Source organism: Blautia sp. HCP3S3_C12 (assembly GCF_052064155.1).
Lineage (GTDB): Bacteria > Bacillota > Clostridia > Lachnospirales > Lachnospiraceae > Blautia_A.
In genome coordinates this window covers 1-18344 of record NZ_JBQHWC010000030.1, presented here as the reverse complement: position 1 = coordinate 18344, position 18344 = coordinate 1, and the positions used below count along the sequence as shown (strand labels likewise).

The 18344-nt window shown below is 41.5% G+C and carries 19 protein-coding genes, 1 tRNA gene and 2 pseudogenes; 20 read left to right on the top strand and 2 right to left on the bottom strand.

Annotated features, from left to right (window positions below):
* Positions 1–7: 7 nt before the first annotated feature.
* The 4 genes from ACTNDS_RS16165 to ACTNDS_RS16150 are packed head-to-tail and all read left to right on the top strand — an operon-like array spanning position 8 to position 4831.
* The gene (locus ACTNDS_RS16165; protein ID WP_441036802.1) at positions 8–1330 is read left to right on the top strand and encodes a DUF262 domain-containing protein; all 1323 of its coding nucleotides are present in this window, start codon (positions 8–10) and stop codon (positions 1328–1330) included.
* On the top strand, positions 1320–1808 hold the full coding sequence (locus ACTNDS_RS16160; RefSeq protein WP_441036801.1) for a HEPN domain-containing protein: 489 nt from the start codon (positions 1320–1322) through the stop codon (positions 1806–1808). The genes ACTNDS_RS16165 and ACTNDS_RS16160 overlap by 11 nt, the downstream gene beginning before the upstream one ends.
* Before the next feature lie 15 nt (positions 1809–1823).
* Complete coding sequence (locus ACTNDS_RS16155; protein WP_441036800.1) at positions 1824–3254, top strand: N-6 DNA methylase; 1431 nt, start codon at positions 1824–1826, stop codon at positions 3252–3254.
* Complete coding sequence (locus ACTNDS_RS16150; RefSeq protein WP_441036799.1) at positions 3254–4831, top strand: restriction endonuclease subunit S; 1578 nt, start codon at positions 3254–3256, stop codon at positions 4829–4831. Before ACTNDS_RS16155 ends, ACTNDS_RS16150 begins: the two co-directional genes overlap by 1 nt.
* Here ACTNDS_RS16150 and ACTNDS_RS16145 read toward each other — a convergent pair.
* A complete protein-coding gene (locus tag ACTNDS_RS16145; RefSeq protein ID WP_441036798.1) occupies positions 4824–5450 on the bottom strand; it encodes a restriction endonuclease subunit S in 627 nt (208 codons plus the stop codon). The genes ACTNDS_RS16150 and ACTNDS_RS16145 overlap by 8 nt on opposite strands.
* A 62-nt stretch (positions 5451–5512) precedes the next feature.
* Here ACTNDS_RS16145 and ACTNDS_RS16140 point away from each other — a divergent pair, with 62 nt between their 5' ends.
* The gene (locus ACTNDS_RS16140) at positions 5513–6322 is read left to right on the top strand and encodes a tyrosine-type recombinase/integrase (RefSeq protein WP_441036797.1); all 810 of its coding nucleotides are present in this window, start codon (positions 5513–5515) and stop codon (positions 6320–6322) included.
* A gap of 36 nt (positions 6323–6358) precedes the next feature.
* Here ACTNDS_RS16140 and ACTNDS_RS16135 read toward each other — a convergent pair whose 3' ends face one another.
* Positions 6359–7678, bottom strand: coding sequence for a restriction endonuclease subunit S (locus tag ACTNDS_RS16135; protein ID WP_441036796.1), 1320 nt, complete (start codon positions 7676–7678; stop codon positions 6359–6361).
* A gap of 107 nt (positions 7679–7785) precedes the next feature.
* Between ACTNDS_RS16135 and ACTNDS_RS16130 the strand changes: the two genes are divergently transcribed.
* The 15 genes and pseudogenes from ACTNDS_RS16130 to ACTNDS_RS16060 all read left to right on the top strand — a co-directional run.
* Positions 7786–8442 (top strand): hypothetical protein, encoded by a 657-nt coding sequence (locus tag ACTNDS_RS16130; RefSeq protein WP_441036795.1) that lies wholly within the window; start codon positions 7786–7788, stop codon positions 8440–8442.
* 202 nt (positions 8443–8644) lie between these two features.
* A tRNA-Arg gene (locus tag ACTNDS_RS16125) sits at positions 8645–8721 on the top strand.
* A 413-nt stretch (positions 8722–9134) separates the two neighbouring features.
* Entirely contained in the window at positions 9135–9359 is a 225-nt protein-coding gene (locus ACTNDS_RS16120; protein WP_441036794.1) for a hypothetical protein, read from the top strand.
* A 1-nt stretch (position 9360) separates the two neighbouring features.
* Positions 9361–9558, top strand: coding sequence for a hypothetical protein (locus ACTNDS_RS16115; protein WP_441036793.1), 198 nt, complete (start codon positions 9361–9363; stop codon positions 9556–9558).
* Positions 9548–10450 carry a DUF6017 domain-containing protein gene (locus tag ACTNDS_RS16110; RefSeq protein ID WP_441036792.1) on the top strand — a complete coding sequence of 301 codons (903 nt, stop codon included), beginning with the start codon at positions 9548–9550 and terminating at the stop codon, positions 10448–10450. The genes ACTNDS_RS16115 and ACTNDS_RS16110 overlap by 11 nt, the downstream gene beginning before the upstream one ends.
* Positions 10451–10490: 40 nt before the next feature.
* Positions 10491–11318 carry a ParA family protein gene (locus tag ACTNDS_RS16105; protein ID WP_441036791.1) on the top strand — a complete coding sequence of 276 codons (828 nt, stop codon included), beginning with the start codon at positions 10491–10493 and terminating at the stop codon, positions 11316–11318.
* Positions 11275–12210, top strand: a complete 936-nt coding sequence (locus tag ACTNDS_RS16100; RefSeq protein ID WP_441036790.1) for a ParB/RepB/Spo0J family partition protein — start codon at positions 11275–11277, stop codon at positions 12208–12210. Before ACTNDS_RS16105 ends, ACTNDS_RS16100 begins: the two co-directional genes overlap by 44 nt.
* Before the next feature lie 11 nt (positions 12211–12221).
* The gene (locus ACTNDS_RS16095) at positions 12222–12737 is read left to right on the top strand and encodes a hypothetical protein (protein ID WP_441036789.1); all 516 of its coding nucleotides are present in this window, start codon (positions 12222–12224) and stop codon (positions 12735–12737) included.
* A gap of 54 nt (positions 12738–12791) precedes the next feature.
* Positions 12792–13433, top strand: coding sequence for a DUF3846 domain-containing protein (locus tag ACTNDS_RS16090; RefSeq protein ID WP_441036788.1), 642 nt, complete (start codon positions 12792–12794; stop codon positions 13431–13433).
* 10 nt (positions 13434–13443) lie between these two features.
* The gene (locus ACTNDS_RS16085) at positions 13444–13755 is read left to right on the top strand and encodes a DUF5720 family protein (protein WP_441036787.1); all 312 of its coding nucleotides are present in this window, start codon (positions 13444–13446) and stop codon (positions 13753–13755) included.
* 34 nt (positions 13756–13789) lie between these two features.
* The gene (locus ACTNDS_RS16080) at positions 13790–14275 is read left to right on the top strand and encodes a DUF3801 domain-containing protein (RefSeq protein ID WP_321691789.1); all 486 of its coding nucleotides are present in this window, start codon (positions 13790–13792) and stop codon (positions 14273–14275) included.
* Positions 14275–16026 carry a VirD4-like conjugal transfer protein, CD1115 family gene (locus ACTNDS_RS16075; protein ID WP_441036786.1) on the top strand — a complete coding sequence of 584 codons (1752 nt, stop codon included), beginning with the start codon at positions 14275–14277 and terminating at the stop codon, positions 16024–16026. The genes ACTNDS_RS16080 and ACTNDS_RS16075 overlap by 1 nt, the downstream gene beginning before the upstream one ends.
* 12 nt (positions 16027–16038) lie before the next feature.
* The gene (locus ACTNDS_RS16070) at positions 16039–16350 is read left to right on the top strand and encodes a hypothetical protein (RefSeq protein WP_441036785.1); all 312 of its coding nucleotides are present in this window, start codon (positions 16039–16041) and stop codon (positions 16348–16350) included.
* 143 nt (positions 16351–16493) lie between these two features.
* Positions 16494–16622 (top strand): annotated as a pseudogene (locus ACTNDS_RS16065) (Maff2 family mobile element protein); the annotation flags it as partial.
* Between the two features lie 728 nt (positions 16623–17350).
* A pseudogene (locus ACTNDS_RS16060) lies at positions 17351–18262 on the top strand (reverse transcriptase domain-containing protein); the annotation flags it as partial.
* Positions 18263–18344 lie beyond the last annotated feature (82 nt).

Here is an 18344-nt window from a genome sequence, read left to right as displayed (position 1 = left end):
GATAAAGATGTATTCATTTATTGACATAGAACGCTTTGGCCCCACAGATGCTGATGTTTTTTATGAAGTGTTTTTGACTCAAGGAATCAATGGGTATGAATGTATCTACGCTAATACAATTGCTGATTCTTTTAATGTTCAATATACGAGAGTGATTTTTGGAAATAACAATTGTAAAAATACTAAAATTTTAAAGGAGATATACAAAAAGATGAAGGACGATAATGTAATTGAATTGATTAACAATGAGCAAAATGATGACTATTCTGATGACTCATTATTTAATATCTCTTCTTGGGGAGCAGATTTATCTTTTAGAGAAATTATCTCAATGTATGAAGAAGATGAACTTGTTAAACCAGAATTACAGAGAAAATATGTTTGGGATAAGGTTGAGGCCAGCCGTTTTATAGAGTCTATTCTAATGGGATTGCCAGTTCCCAGTGTATTTTTTGCACAATCAGGAAGTCAAAAACTGATTGTTGACGGCTATCAAAGAATAATGACTGTATATGATTATGTAAGAGGTGTTTTCACAACAGATGGGAAAATTTTCCGTCTTTCTAATTCGGAGAAGATCAATGAAAGATGGAGAAATAAAGCTTTTGCTGAATTGACAATAGAAGAACAAAGAAAAATAAGAAGTACTACTATACATGCAATTATTTTTGAGCAGAAAAGACCGGAGAACGATGATACAAGTTTATATCAAATATTTGAAAGAATAAATACGAGCGGGAGAACACTAACCCCTCAAGAAATAAGAAACTGCGTATATCAAGGAACATTTAATTCTTTATTGTTCGAGTTAAATGAAAATTCAAACTGGAGAGCATTGTTTGGAAATGATAAAGCGGATTCCAGAATGAGAGATATTGAATGTATTTTAAGATTTTTTGTAATGAAATCTAAAACAGTTAGAGATAGTACTGCAAAGCAAATATCCTTAAAAAAGGAATTGAATGATTTCATGGGTAAGTTTGTCAATGCTCCGGAGGAAGTGATAGATGAATTCCGCAGGGATTTTACAAATACGATGGATAAAATTTATGACAATATTGGGAAAAATGCTTTTAGAAATTATCTTAAAGGCAAATACACAAATAAATTCCACCCGGCAATTTTTGATTCCATTGCTGTTGCCATTTATGATGAAATAAAAAGTGGGAACGATGCTTTTGAAGTGAAATCTGAGAAACATATTGAGTTATTGTTGGATGAAGAATTTAAAAAGTCTTGCAGCATTAGAACAACAGATATTGATAACATTAAAACTCGTATAAGATTAGCTAAAGAATATCTGATTTATGGTGGTAACGATGAAAACTGAGTTGCAAAATCTTATAGATGAATGTACAACAGAATTGACCGATATTTCATCAAAAATAAGTGCATTGCCGCCGTTAGATAAGACGAGGGCATACTTAACAAAATATGCGTTAATAAAATCTTGTGGAACAATAGAATTTGTGTATAGATCACTTGTGGCTGATTATTTTGACCAAAGCAATTTATCACAAGTTCCTACATATATTGATAAAACGGTTAGAGAAGGTTCGATGAGTGCTAAATATGATAATATGAGTGGACTGTTAGGCAAATTTGATGACACTTGGAGAGCTAATTTTAAAAATGCTGTAGCTCAACACCCAGATAGTCAGCGAATAATTAGTTCTACAAATTCATTAGTGACTAATAGGCATCAATTCGCTCATGGAAAAACACCAACAGCTACATTTAATGACATTAAGCAGTATTATACAGATGCATTGGAATTAATTAGAATTATGGATTCTGTTGTACGATAGAAGAAAGGATAAATAATGACAACACAAGAAATTGTTTCAAAGCTGTGGAATCTCTGTAATGTACTCAGAGATGACGGTATCACATATCATCAGTATGTAACCGAATTAACTTATATTTTATTCCTGAAAATGGCGAAAGAAACTGGTGCGGAATCACAGATTCCGGAAACCTATCGTTGGGATAATCTTACATCCAAAAGTGGTATCGAGCTGAAAAAGTTCTATAAGGAATTGCTTTCTCATCTTGGTGAAAACTGCACTGGTCGTGTACGTGAAATTTATCAGGGTGCAGCTACAAACATTGATGAACCGAAAAACCTTGAAAAAATCATCACAACCATTGATGGTTTGGACTGGTTCTCTGCAAGAGAAGAAGGTCTGGGTAATCTTTACGAAGGTCTTTTGGAAAAGAATGCTAACGAGAAGAAATCCGGCGCAGGCCAATATTTCACCCCACGTGTACTGATCGATGTTATGACTAAATTGGTGAAACCCCAGCCGGGTGAACGCTGTAATGACCCTGCTTGCGGTACATTTGGTTTTATGATTTCTGCCAGTCAGTATGTGCGTTCACAGACTGATGATTTCTTTGATTTAGATGCTGACACAGCTAAATTTGAAAGAGAAGAAGCATTCACTGGATGTGAATTGGTACATGATACACATCGTCTGGCATTGATGAATGCTATGCTGCATGATATTGACGGTAAAATCACTTTAGGCGATACTCTGTCCAGCGTAGGAATGAGCATGAAAGATTATGATGTTGTATTAACCAATCCACCTTTTGGTACTAAAAAAGGTGGTGAGCGTGCAACACGTGATGACTTTACATTCCCTACAAGCAATAAGCAGCTGAACTTCCTTCAGCATATTTATCGTAGCTTGAAAACAAACGGCAAAGCACGTGCTGCAGTAGTTCTGCCAGATAATGTTCTTTTTGCTGATGGTGATGGTGAAAGAATCCGTCTTGACTTGATGGATAAATGTAACTTGCATACAATCCTGCGTCTTCCTACCGGTATTTTCTATGCTCAAGGCGTTAAAACAAATGTCTTGTTCTTTACTCGTGGTAAAACAGACAAGCATAATACAAAGGAAGTATGGATTTATGATTTGAGAAATGATATGCCGTCTTTCGGCAAGACAAATCCATTGAAATCCGAACATTTTGATGATTTTGTGGAATGCTATGCTGATGGCGATCTGAGCAAACGTAAAGAAACATACAGCGAAGAAAATCCAAACGGCAGATGGCGTAAATTCACTATTGAAGATATTTTAGCTCGTGATAAGACAAGCTTGGATATTACATGGATGAAATCAGATTCTGGAACTGATGATTATACTCTTGCTGAATTGCTGGATATGATCAAAGAAAAATCCAGCAATATTGCAAAAGCAGTTGCAGAACTGGAACAGTTAATAGGAGAGGTGGAGGAATAATGGATATCAAGGCATTAAGACAAAAGATTCTTGACCTTGCTATCCGTGGTAAACTTGTGCCACAGGATCCGAATGACGAACCGGCATCGGTTCTTCTGGAGAGAATCCGTGAGCAGAAGAAGCAAATGGTCAAAGAAGGAAAACTCAAAGCAAAGGATATCAAGAACGATTCTATTATCTTTGTCGGTGAGGATAGTTTGCATTATGAGAAGTTCGCTGATGGTAGTATAAAATGTATCGAGGATGAGATTCCGTTTGAATTGCCGGATGGATGGGCGTGGGCAAGGTTAAATCAAATATACAACTTTATTGATTATCGTGGTGCAACGCCTAATAAAATATCTTCAGGCGTTCCATTGATTACAGCCAAAAATGTTAAATCTGGATATATCGACTACACTGTTGATGAATATATCAGCGAAGAAGAGTATTGGGAACGTCAACAAAGAGGAACTTCTCGTTTAGGGGATATTCTGTTTACTACAGAAGCTCCACTTGGTAATGCTGCGATTGCTAATATTGATAAATTTAGCGCAGGTCAGAGATTGATTACGTTTCAGCATTACGGTAACTGCACTTTGAATAACATAACATTTTTATATTTTATTTTATCGGATATTTTTCAAAATCAGCTTCATACAAGAAAAACAGGAAGCACGGTAGTAGGTATTAAAGCCGCTATTTTAAAAACATTGGTTTTACCTGTACCACCATTGAAAGAACAAGAAAAAATCTGCGATGCATGCGGAAATTTACTCACATTAATCGGAAGAATTGCAAGTGATAAACAAGATATTTTATCAATTATCTCGAAAACAAGATCTAAAATCCTTGACCTTGCTATCCGTGGTCAGCTTGTTCCGCATAATCCAGATGATGAGCCTGCTTCTGTTCTGCTGGAGCGTATCCGAGCAGAGAAAGAAGAACTCATCAAGCAGGGCAAAATCAAGCGTGACAAGAAGGAATCCATCATCTTCAAAGGTGAGGATAACTCTTATTATGAGAAGATTGGTAAAAGTGTTTCTAAAATTGACGCCGAAATACCGTTTACTCTCCCAAATGGATGGAAATGGTGTAAACTTGGTAGCCTTTGTTCTTCAATTCAATATGGATTAAGTAACTCTGCTGAAAGTAGCGGAACCCATAAACTTTTAAGAATTACAGATATTCAAAACGGTTCTGTAAATTGGGATACTGTTCCGTACACAACAATAGAGGATCCAGAAACATATATACTTAAATCAAACGATATTGTTTTTGCAAGAACAGGAGCTACGGTAGGTAAATCATTTTTAATTGACCAATTGCCATATGAATCTGTTTACGCATCATTCTTAATTAGAATTAGACTACTTAAATTCATAAGTCCAAAATACATTTATAACTTTTTCAATAGTCCGTGCTATTGGGAACAAATTTCAAATAAAGCTGTCGGTGTGGGACAACCCAATTGTAATGGAACCTCCCTCAGTAATTTATTTATTCCCATTCCACCGGCCGAAGTGCAGGATAAAATTGTATCCTCAATCTCCAAGTTATATGAACACATTGATTCAATAGAAAAAAGCCTCAGCTGAGGCTTTTTTCTATTGTGTCGATAATTGAAAACGCTCTTTGTATCGCCAAAGAAATTCGCTCTTGCTCTTTTATAGAAGGTATAGGAACAAGCATTTCTTTCAATGTAACTGGCTTGAGTTCTTTTTGATTGGTAGAACCCTCACCTTTCTTTTCTAATACACTCTGATTAGATTTCATAAAGGCGTATAAATAGAATGAATCGACTTCATCGTAGGAACGTACAACGGTTACGTGAGAATCTGGAACTATATCAATGCTTTTGATATTATCACTTAACTGATAAAATCCAACACGGCCCAATGTTCCCGTGCCCGTTGAATTGATAACAATATCGCCATCTTGCATATACTCATCTGTTGGATATTTACCCAAAGTGCTTTCATCAAGATACTGTGCTAATCCAATATCAATGCCATTGTATTTTGTGTTGCATTTTTGTGCAAATACAAGTGTGTTACTGCTCTTAGTTGCATATTTGGGTGATTTTCCTCTTTTTATCTCTTTGATACAACAGTTTTGCAAGCGTATCCATTCCCATGTTTCAGGTATTTCAAAAGGGATTTCTTCATCAATACAATGAACTTCACTACCAATCTTCTCATAATAAGAGGAGTTCACACATTGTACATCTATAATTTATTTAGCGAATGATCGCAAATAAATTATGGAGGTGTCTTTTTATGAAGACAAAAATTGCATTTGAGGAATATCTGAAAAAGGATAACCTCGCAGAAAACAGCATTGAATCTTATCTATGGACGGTAAATTATTTTACTGCAAACTACGAACAGGTATCATCAGAAAATCTGCTTGCATACAAAGGGTTTCTGATGGAACATTTCAAGCCTAAAACTGTCAATTTAAGAATTCAGGCTATGAATAAGTATCTGGACTATCTTGGAAAACCACAACTCAGGCTCAAAGCTGTGAAAATTCAGCAGAAAAGCTTTTTGGAGAATGTAATCAGTAATGCTGATTATAAGTTCCTAAAGCGTCAGTTAAAAAAGGACGGAAATATGGAATGGTATTTTGTAGTATGGTATCTTGCTGCTACCGGAGCCCGTGTTAGCGAGCTTATTCGCATAAAGATTGAGCATGTGGAACTTGGGTATTTTGATTTATATACGAAAGGTGGAAAGCTTCGTCGATTGTTTATTCCTAAGAAATTGAGAGAAGAAACTATTGCATGGCTGGAGGAAACAGGACGTTCTTCCGGCTATTTATTTTTGAATCGTTATGGTAATCGCATTACTACCCGTGGTATTTCACAGCAATTAAAGAATTATGCTGACAAATATGGTCTTGATAAAAAGGTAGTTTATCCTCATTCTTTCCGACACCGCTACGCAAAGAATTTTCTTGAAAAGTACAATGATATTGCTTTGCTTGCCGACCTTATGGGGCATGAAAGTATCGAAACCACCCGTATATATCTGCGCCGTACTGCCAGCGAACAGCAAGCGCTTGTAGATAAAATTGTAACATGGTAAAAGTACAGCCGCCCTCATGTGAAGGCGGCTGATTTATTATGATAATGCGTCCGAAATTACATTTAGATATTCAAACATGTTGTTTATTGTTTGAACAATGCATTCTTGCTCTGATTTAGACGGGATCGGAAAATATGCATTTTCAACATATTCTTTGCTGATACGTTGTTGGCCTACGGCTCCTGTAAAAGTCTGCTTCCCATTTTCAACAAAATAGTCAGATTTCAAATATGCCAATAAATATTGCGAAATGATACTATTACCAATAGGTCTCAATATATGAAGTTCCGTTGTTCCTGCTCCATATCCATTGGTCAAATTTGTAAAAACTATAGATTTACGATTTTCAAAACAAGGAGTAATTTTAGCAACACCAACATCACCCTCTGCGAAGTGAGTAAATCCAGTTTTAACTTCTTTCCACTGACGTACCTCTGCAGTGTGTTTACCACTATATCCGTCATCTATTAAAGGCATAGGAATAAATGATATATCAAAGTCATCATTTAACTTATTTCGAGGATTGATAATAAATACATCTTTCAGACGAGCCCAATGCCAAGAATCTGGTATATCAAACGGAAGATCTTCATCTATGCAAACAGTATCTTTGCCAATAGTTTCATAATAAGAGTTATCCTCACCTTTGAAGATGATGGATTCCTTCTTGTCACGCTTGATTTTGCCCTGCTTGATGAGTTCTTCTTTTTCTGCACGGATACGTTCCAGAAGAACAGAAGCAGGCTCATCATCCGGATTCTGTGGCACAAGCTGCCCACGAATAGCGAGGTCGAGAATTTTGGATTTTGCTTTCGAAACAAGTTCCATAACATCTGATTTTCCATTTTCAATGATATCAACAACGGACATCGCTTCATTGAGCTGTTGACTTATACGTTTTTGCTCACTATATGGGGGTAATGGAATCAGAATAGAATTCATATTGTCCTGCGTCATTTTAGGTTGAGCTGATCCAGTTACATATTTTTCCAGGCTAATTGCATTGATATAAAAACAAAGATATTCCAAAATAAATTTATCAGTAGCATCTATACAATGAGCATGATTATTTACCCAGTATTGCCCTTCGGCAAAAAATGCAATCGGTTTATTGCGTGTCAAAAGATTCGCTCCATCTTCGCCTATGAGCAAAAGTTTTTCATCAAAAATGTATTTATCGATTTTATCAATCTTACCTGAAGCTCCATAATAATCATAGATTTTAGCAACACCTGTTCGTTGAGATGATGATATAGGTTTTCTCTCACTATCACGATTAATTGTTATGGTAGAAAATCTTGCCCACGTCCATCTGTCAGGCAGCTCAAACGGTATCTCATCTACAATACATTTCACGCTGCCATCAGCGAACTTCTCATAATGCAAACTATCAAAGAATAAATATTGAAAAAATAAAGGAACATGGTAAAATTTATTGCAGAAAATGTAAGGAGGGATTACATTTGGAGCTGAAAAAATTTGCAGTAATATCTGATGAATTTAAAGAGTTTATACAAAGTGGTAACTATGAAGTATTGATTTTGAATCTTATGAATCAGTCTCAGATTGTTTTTCCTAATAGATATATTAGAAATGAGAACCAGTCTAATAATGAGTGTGATTTTGTGGATACAATCACATTAGAAAAGTATGAGGCAAAACTTCCATTTGATAGAAAAGAAGGCATACTTATATGTAGCAATAAAGGTAGCTTAAGAGAGTGGCTTGTTTATATGATGGACGAAGAAGCAGAATTTGGAGAATTGATTATTGAAAAAAGAGGACAGCATAGTGTTACCGAACTGAAGTTGTATAAAACATTGGTGAAAAGATTGAAAACAGTTCAGGAAAGCGAAAATGCTATTTTTTTCTTTCCATATCCCATTACATTGGACATGGATCCATATGATAGTTTTAGTATGTTGCAATTTTGTTCTGATATTCTCGATTCGGTTTTCAGAGAATTAAAAAAGAATGGTTTGGTTGGAAACAGAAAGGTTTATGCGACATATCCTTCCTTAGATGAAAAGATGGTTTTACGATGTTTGAATGACAATAAAAGAGAATATCTTTCATCTATAGAGGCAGAAAAGTATTTTAAGTATAGTTTTTCTGGATGAAACGCTTAGAGAGGAATCATCCAAGGCATGTGAGGATCACCAATCATACAACAGTACGCTACAGTGCACAAAGATGTCACACAACGCCTTACAAGGAATCAACGGGCAGCTCCTAAGGTTACGTTACAACGGCCACCGGAGAAAAATTGAATAAGGGATTGCAGTTCGACTTTCGTCGGGCTATAATCATAGATGACAATACGTCGCTATAGCTCAGTTGGATAGAGCGACCGCCTCCTAAGCGGTAGGCCGGAGGTTCAAGTCCTCTTAGCGACGCCAGCAAACAACGCCGAAAGCCTTTGTTTTCAAGGACTTTCGGCTTTTTTTAACAAATTCCTGTGTGATTGCGGAGACGAAATAATGTTTTCAAATTTTACTTCAAATTCTGATTTTTGACAAGCCCTAAAAAATCGAACTGCTGTGATAAGGCAAAAATTTCTGCTAATCATTAGCAGAAAAAGGGCCGTTTTTGCTAATGAAAATGCCCTTCCAGCTAATTAGGTGAAAAATCGTGCTAAAAACCTTGCTAATACAAAAGGCGGATGTTCCGAGTGCTAAGCCGTTATAAGAAATAAAATTGAATATTACCATGTACATAGAGCGTCTATTTGCCCCTGTATCGGGGATGGATAGACGCTCTTTTTTTATGCCCAAAATTCATGGGTAAATCTGAAAGATTGGAGGTTTGATTTTTGAGTAAGATCGTCTATTCCCCAGACAAGCCAAACGACTGCCGTTACTGCCATTTCTGGAAAAACAATAAAAAGGGCTGCTGCCTGGGCGAAGAGAATTGCTACTACTTAATCTCCGTACCCCCAAAGCCGAAGTCGGAATGTGAAGGTTGTCCTTATGGGCGGGTTCATCCCTGCATCGGCTGGTGTACCAGGAAGATTATGAAGGAAGTGGGGGTGCGTTGATATGTATGAGTATGAATACAATCGCCGTGATAAGCCGAAGTGCTGCAAAGACTGTGAGAATTATCAGCCACGATGGAAGTACCGCTTCTGCTTTTTTGTCCGCTGTCCGTACAAGCTGAAGGATACGACTTTCCGCAGAACCCCTCTGAAAAAGGAGCATTTCCCGCAGAAAGAGGTGGTGAGAATGAGTGACGTATGATTATTTCTATGGTCAGCAAGCGGAGATGTTCACATTCTACCGTGTTCCAAAGGTGTTGTTCACCGAGGATTGCTTTTGGAATGTATCAACCGATGCCAAGCTTCTTTACGGTATTCTGCTTGACCGCATGAACCTGTCAGCTCGGAATGGTTGGTTGGACGAGGAAGGCCGTGTCTATATCATCTTCACCATTGAAGAGATCAAAGGGGCGTTAGGCTGTGCCGAAAAGAAAGCGGTGAAGCTGCTGGATGAGCTGGAAAAGAAATGTGGTTTGATAGAACGCAAGCGACAGGGACTTGGGAAACCGAACCTGATCTATGTAAAGAACTTCATTTCCGGTTCTGTGGAAAGACAATTCTTGAATTGTCAAAAGGACAATTCTGGAGTTGTCAAAAACACAATTCAGGAACTGTCAAAAGGACAAGGTAATAATACTGATATTAAATATATTGATTTGAGTGATACTGATCCTTTCTTTCCTTCCGGTTTTTGTGGAAATGAAGTCGATGGGACTGACGAATTTACCCGATATTATCAGTATTTTTATGAACAGCTTTCCATGGACTATCTGAAACAGGATTATCCGTATGACCATGAGATACTCGATCTGATACTGCATCTGATTGTTGAGGTCATGTGCAGCAATCGTCAGCAAATCCGGATTGCCAGTGATGATAAGCCGATTGAAATTGTAAAAAGCAGTTTTATGAAGCTGGATTCTGAACACATCAGATTTGTAATGAGTTCTTTCAAAGAGAACACAACCGATGTTCGCAATATCAAGCAGTATTTACTTGCTTCGATATACAACGCCCCCTACACCATAAGCGCTCATTATGACGCAAAGGTCAGGCATGATATGGCTTCGGGGAAACTTGGAGGGAGGTGGTAAACATGAAGCGCACACATGAAAGAATGCGAGGTGATGAATTTTGGCGAAAAAAGCGACAGTTATCGCCGTAGTCAACCAGAAAGGCGGAACGGGCAAGACCACAACCACGGAAAATCTGGGTGTGGGACTGGCAATGGAGGGCAAAAAGGTTCTGTTGGTAGACACGGACCCGCAGGCTTCATTAACAGTCAGTCTGGGAAATCCGTTCCCGGATACGTTGTCTCCCACCCTTTCCGACATGATGGGAAAGATTATGATGGAAAAGCCGATTGCCTCCGGCGAAGGCATTCTTCATCACCCGGAGGGCGTGGACTTGATGCCCGCCAACATTGAACTATCCGGTTTGGAGGTTTCTCTGGTCAATGCTATGAGCAGGGAGACCATTCTCCGTCAGTACCTGGATACGGTCAAGCAGAACTATGACTACATTCTTCTGGATTGTATGCCCTCTTTGGGTATGCTGACAGTCAATGCGTTGGCAGCTGCGGATAATGTGCTGATACCAGTTCAGGCGGCATATCTTCCGGCAAAGGGCTTGGAACAGCTATTGGAAACCATCAACAAGGTCAGGCGACAGATTAACCCCAAATTGAAAATTGAGGGTATTCTTCTGACGATGGTGGACAGCAGAACCAATTATTCCAAGGACATCAGCAATCTGATCCGTGAGAGCTATGGAGGAAAACTGAAAGTCTACAAGACGGACATTCCACGCTCTGTTCGTGCGGAGGAAATCAGTGCGGAAGGAGCGAGTATCTTTAAGCACGACCCCAAGGGCAAAGTCGCTGATGCCTACCGAGTTCTGACAAAGGAGGTGTTAAAAAATGCAGAAAAAAGGCGCAAACATCAGCTTGAAGGGTTACGATGATATTTTCTCTACCGATCAGTCACGAGCTGAAGCCCAGCAGGAACGAGTTCAGGAAATTCCGCTTTCTGAGCTGCACCCCTTTGAGGGACATCCCTTCCGGGTGGTAGACGATGAAGATATGATGAAAACGGTTGAGAGCGTCCGTGACTTCGGGGTTCTCACCCCGGCGATTGTTCGTCCCGACCCGGATGGCGGCTATGAGATTATCTCTGGTCACAGGCGACATCGTGCATCAGAACTTGCCGGGAAAGAAACCATGCCTGTTATCGTCCGTGATTTGGATGATGATGCCGCCATAATTTTAATGGTGGATGCGAATTTACAGCGGGAAACAATTCTGCCGAGTGAAAGAGCCTATGCTTATAAAATGAAGCTGGATGCAATGCGACATCAGGCAGGCAGACCGTCCGAAAAAAATTATTCCCAAGTTGGGAATAATTTTGGAAAGACCTCAAGCGAGGAAATGGCGGAGGAACTTGGCACAAGTAAAAACCAGATTTTTCGTTATATCCGTCTGACCGAACTTATTCCTGAAATTCTGGATATGGTGGATAACGGTCAGATAAAATTTAATCCAGCCGTGGAGCTTTCCTATCTCGCAAGAGAAGAACAGCAGGATTTTCTTTCCGCAATGGACTATGCCCAAGCAGCTCCTTCTCTTTCGCAGGCGCAGAGAATCAAAAAGCTCGCACAGGAGGGCGAGTGTACTCTGGATGCTATGTGCGAGATTATGAATGAGGTTAAAAAGGGCGAGCTGGACAGGGTAACATTCAAAACGGACTCCCTGCGGAAATACTTTCCGAAGTCCTATACCAGCAAGCAGATGGAGGATAAAATCATTCAGCTGCTGGAACAGTGGCAGAAAAAACGAGAGAAATCTATGGAAAGGTAAGGTGAACGCCAATGTTCAGCGAAAGAGAAATGAGCAAAGCAATCGACTGGCTGTTCGAGCTGTTTTCTCCCGAAGATTATGAGGGGTATGATGAAGATGAGATCGGCTATGCCGGTGGTTTGTGTCTGCCGGAGGTTTGCACCGCATTACGAGGTGCGGCACAGACGGTATATCAGTATTCCGTAACCGGTGGCTATGAGAAATGCTTCGATTACCGTGGCATGGAACTGTTTGACCAGCGTGCCTGCCTCATTATTTCCGATGTGGAACAGGCGGTTTTAGATGAAATCAAAACCACCTATGAAACCGAGCTGTGGCTTATGGAGGATATGAACTTTGCCATTGTCCGCTGTGTGTCAATGCTGATCGGCTCTGACGATACCGGCTATGTGACGGAGTACCGGGCTTTCAAAAAGATTTTGAAAAGTGCGGAAGATTTGTTCTTTTCCCCGGAGGAACTGATCGAGGAACTGGAATCTATGTGTGTCCCCCAGTGGGAACATGAAGCGATTATTTATGAACTGTAACAGGTTCATGGATGGCCGCTTTTCTTATATCTGAGGAAATGGAGGTAATGAGGTTTGAAGGAATATGATGTAAAGATCACCGAAACACTGGAAAAGACGGTAACGGTGGAAGCCAAGTCCCGTGCTGATGCAGAAGATCAGGTCAGATCAGCCTACTACAATTCCGAGTATATTCTGGACTCCGAAAACTTTACCGGCGTTCAGTTTGGTATTACCGAGGAACGTGAGATTCAGCAGGAACAGGCAGAAACCATGACGGTGCTTCTGGTAAAGCCCCATATGTATCCCCAGCAGGTTCAGATCGGCTGCGATTTGGAGGATATGCAGAAAGCTGTTGGTGGCGACATTGAAGCCGTTTACCCATTTAATGAGCCTGTCGCATTGGTGATGCACGATGAGGGAAAAATCATGGGGAAAGACCTGAATCGTGCCTTGCGGGACGAGGACGGCGAGATCTATGACATTATCGCCGGTGACTTTCTGGTCGTTGGTTTGGGTGAGGAGGATTTTTCTTCCCTTTCCCCGGAGCTGATGAAACAGTTTGAGGAACACTTCCATCAGCCTGAAACCTTCGTCCGCATGGGGCGCAGTATTATGGCTTTGCCGTTGCCCGATGATAAGGTCAAAAAAGAAGATGCGCCTATCAAGGCTGACCCCGCACCACGCAAGAGCAGCCCTGATAGGGATTCGCTGTAAGGAGGTTTTCATGGAAAGAAGCTCAACGATTGCAGAACTGATGGAACGCCGCAGGATACAGGCAGGGGCCAAGGAGTATCAGGGACACACCTATATGGACCTGGTAAGATTCGATGAAGCAACAAAGCATATGATTATCTTTGATGTGCTGACCAATGAATCTCTTGTTGGATGGAAAGGCGAAAGGAACCGCCTGTATCTGGGCGAAGCCGGGTATCAGAAAGCTCTGGATAATCAGAAAGCCGGTAATATCAAGATTATCAGCCATGCCAATGTCGCCAGAGGAAATCTGTACTACGACCGCAGAGATATGGCACGATGACCCTCACTCTACTGCTTGCAGGAGGTGATGATTCATGCAGGAAGAAGTTGAAAACAGGACAATAAATCTGGCAATCAGCACGACACGGCTGACTGCTCGAAGTGTCATTGCCGGTATTCGCAAGTATTTGCAGCACCGGGAAAAGGTCAAGGCGAGAAAAGGAATCCGAGATACGGCAGTTCACGGAAAACAGTCCGTGAAGCAGCTGCTGGGACAGAATCAGGGTGCCACCAATGTGGAAATTGATAAGGATGGTATTCGGGATTTTGAAAGGCTCGCCAAGAAATACGGTGTGGACTTTGCCGTAAGAAAAGATAAGTCCGTTGATCCTCCCCGTTATCTGGTCTTTGTCCGTTCCAAGGATGCAGATGCCCTGGATGCTATCTGTAAGGAACATCAGGCAAGGTCATTAACGAAGGATAAGAAACCGAGCGTTCTGGCACAGCTGAAGAAGTTCAAAGAGATGGTAGCAGCTATCCCCAGGAAGGTTCGGGAAAAGAAACAGGAGCGTGATTTGTGATGAGCAAAATCAATTTAAAAAAGCTCCTGATTCTGAACATCCCGTATATTCTGGTGGGATTGTTTGCAACGAATTTTGGAGAAGCATGGCGATTGGCTGAGGGTGCAGATTCTTCTGCAAAAATCCTCAGCTTTTTTTATGCCCTTCCGATTGCTCTGGGCAATCCACTTCCCAGCTTTTACCCGCTGGATTTGCTGGTGGGAATTGCCTGTGGCGCAGGGCTTCGGCTTGCGGTTTATCTGAAAAGCAAAAACGCCAAGAAGTACCGGCACAATGTGGAGTATGGTTCTGCCCGTTGGGGTACAGCAAAAGACATGGAACCGTTCGCTGCTCCAAAGTTTGAGGACAACATCATCCTGACGAAAACAGAACGGCTGATGATGTCCAACCGACCGAAGAATCCAGCCAATGCCAGAAACAAGAATGTTCTGATTATCGGTGGTTCAGGTTCAGGAAAGACAAGGTTCTGGCTGAAACCAAATCTTCTCCAGATGCACTCCAGCTATGTTGTCACAGACCCGAAAGGCAGCATTGTCATTGAGTGCGGCAATGCCCTGTTGAAGCATGGCTATAACATCAAGATTTTCAACACCATCAACTTTAAGAAGTCGATGCACTACAATCCATTCGCCTATATCCATTCAGAAAAAGACATTCTGAAGCTGGTGACGACATTGATTGCCAACACCAAAGGCGACGGGAAAGCCGGTGATGAGTTCTGGACGAAAGCAGAAACCCTTCTGTACTGCGCCCTGATTGGCTATATCCATTACGAAGCCCCGGTTGAGGAACAGAACTTCTCAACTCTGATTGAGTTCTTAAACGCAATGGAGGTGCGTGAGGATGACGAGGAGTTCCAGAATCCGGTTGATCTGATGTTTGAGGCTCTGGAAAAGAAAAATCCAAATCATTTTGCGGTTCGTCAGTACAAGAAGTATAAGCTGGCTGCCGGCAAAACGGCAAAGAGTATTCTGATTTCCTGCGGTGCAAGACTTGCTCCCTTTGACATTCAGGAAGTCCGGGACATTACAGCCTATGACGAATTGCAGTTAGATACTCTTGGAGATAAGAAAACGGCGCTGTTCCTGATTATGTCGGATACGGATGCGACCTTTAATTTTCTGATCTCAATGATTTATACCCAGCTGTTCAACCTGCTCTGCGAAAAAGCAGATGATGTGTATGGCGGCAGACTGCCGGTTCATGTACGCTGTCTGATTGATGAAGCAGCAAATATCGGTCAGATTCCCAATCTGGAAAAGTTGGTTGCGACCATCCGAAGCCGTGAAATCTCTGCCTGCCTTGTCCTTCAGGCACAGTCTCAGCTGAAAGCTATTTATAAGGACAACTCGGACACCATCATCGGCAACATGGATTCCCGTATTTTCCTCGGCGGTTCTGAGCCGACCACGCTGAAAGAGCTGAATCAGGCGCTTGGGAAAGAAACCATCGACACCTACAACACCTCGAATACCAGAGGAAACAGCACGTCCTACGGCATGAATTATCAGAAGCTGGGCAAAGACCTTGCTACCGTGGATGAGCTGGCAGTTCTGGATGGTGGCAAGTGCATCTTACAGCTGCGTGGTGTGAGACCGTTTCTGTCTGACAAGTACGATCTGACACAGCATCCAAATTATAAATACACATCAGACTACGACAAAAAGAATGAGTTCAACATCGAACAGTTTCTGAGCCGCAGGCTGAAATTAAAGGCAGGTGATGAATTTATAGTCGTTGATGCCGATTAAAGGAGGTTTTCAATGGATAAAACTCCCCAATTCAATATTGAGGAAGCGTTCTGTGAATACCTGTCCAAGTATTACAGAGGTTCCAACAATCCGGTTTCAAGTAAAACGCTTGAAGCCGTTTTTCATGTAAAAGGGTCAGAAATCAGAAGAATTGTCAATTCGCTGCGAAGCAAAGGTGAACCCATTTGCAGCGATTATGATGGCTACTTCTATGCGGACAATCAGCATGAAATCAATGCAACGATTGCTCAGCTGACAAGCCGTATCCAGAAGATTGCGAAAGCAAGGGATGGCTTGGTGAATCGCACCGACAAAGAAGATTGACCCGATTTTCCCTGAAAGGTGGTGGTGATAAATATGATTGCAGTTGAATAGTCCCTTTATTTCTGCCCCCCGACCGGTTTTCCGGTATTGCGGAGGGCTTTTTTCATTTCAAAATCCAATTCAAATATCAGGAGGAAAAGTATATGGCATTTTTCAACAGCGCAGTAACTGTTCTTCAGACTCTCGTTATCGCCCTTGGCGCAGGTCTCGGTATCTGGGGAGCCATCAACCTGCTTGAAGGCTACGGCAACGACAACCGTGCGACACGTTCGTAAGTGAAAAGCTTACGCACAAAGTCGAAGGGCAATTGTAGCCCGAAACTTTGGAGAACTGATATTCCGATGGGTGAAATGAGGGGGTAACGTCCCGAAGCGCCACCCTGATACTCCGAATGGCGGGGAGCATGCAACGGCTCTCTCCAAAAGTTTATAGAGCTCGGTGAAGTCGGCAGAGAGCAACCGTAAGACTGGTTTTCAGACCAGACACGAAAGCTGTCCAGAGGTGGATGGTGTTGCCTATATGCCGGGGGTCGGATATCCATGGTGAGAATGTATGAAAATACTGACGAAATTCTGAATGTACGAGTCTAAACGTTGATGCTGTCAAAAGGCAGTACACCTTTCATGGTGGTATCTGTGGGCGAGTAAAATTGGTTGTTATGAAAGTCCATGCATCGTTACAGGCGGTGCGGTTATGCATGACCAGATACAGGCTTAGAGGAAGAACCTAAAGATATCCAATGATAGGAATATCGGAACGTGGAAAGCTGGGAACACGGAGGCGGTTGCAAGCCAGTGATGTGGTGGATGGGAATACCTTCGCGAGAGGGCAATAACCATTCTTTATTCCAGTGAGAGTAGTGGCACAGTACCTGTGAAGCCGTGAATAAGTAAGCGGTGGAGGGATAGCCACAAGTCGAATTCAGCAATGAAAATGAAAACACAACAAACACAGCTTCGAGTATGACAAAGAAAATCCAAACCGAAGGGAGAGGATGCCTGTGTTGACTTCGGGGCAGCAAGAAAGGAAAAGTAAACAGAGAAAAATCCGCAACTCAGAGTATTACGACATGGAGGGTACTTTTGACAGGCTGTATGCAGAAAGTAAGAAAGATAAAACATTCAACCATCTGATGGAAATCATCGAGAGTGAAGAAAATATCAAGCTTGCATACAGAACGATAAAGAAGAATACAGGAAGTGATACTTCGGGAGTGGATAAAAGGACGATAGCCGACCTTGCAAAGTTAAGCGAGGAAGAATACGTCCGTCTCATACGGAAACAATTCAGTAATTATCATCCACGACCCGTAAGGCGAGTGGAGATACCAAAGCCCAATGGAAAGACCAGACCTCTGGGAATTCCAACTATCGTGGATCGGATCGTACAGCAATGTATTTTGCAGGTCATGGAGCCGATATGTGAAGCAAAATTCAGTGAGAACTCCAACGGGTTCCGCCCGAACCGTTCCGCTGAGACTGCTATTGCGCAATGCATGAGGCTGATACAGGTACAGCATCTGTACCATGTGGTTGACCTCGATATTAAAGGCTTCTTTGATAATATCAGCCATACAAAGCTGATTCGTCAGATATGGGCATTGGGAATCCGGGACAAAAAGCTGTTATGCATTATAAAAGAGATGCTGAAAGCACCTGTTGTTCTGCCAAATGGGAAGAAAACATATCCCGCACGGGGTACCCCGCAAGGAGGTATTTTGTCGCCATTGCTTGCAAACATCGTATTGAATGAACTGGATTGGTGGATTGCCTCACAATGGGAGCAGATGCCAACAAAGACAAAATTCAAAACAAGGAGCAATGCGCAGGGAACAGAGATTAAGAGCCACGCCTACAGGGCTCTGCGTCGGAGCAGACTAAAAGAGATGCATGCAGTTCGGTACGCAGATGATTGTGCGCCACGAAGGCGAGGACTTGTGGCATGAAGCCAAACAAGTATAGCCATGCTGTGTGAATGATGATGGCAGGCCCATC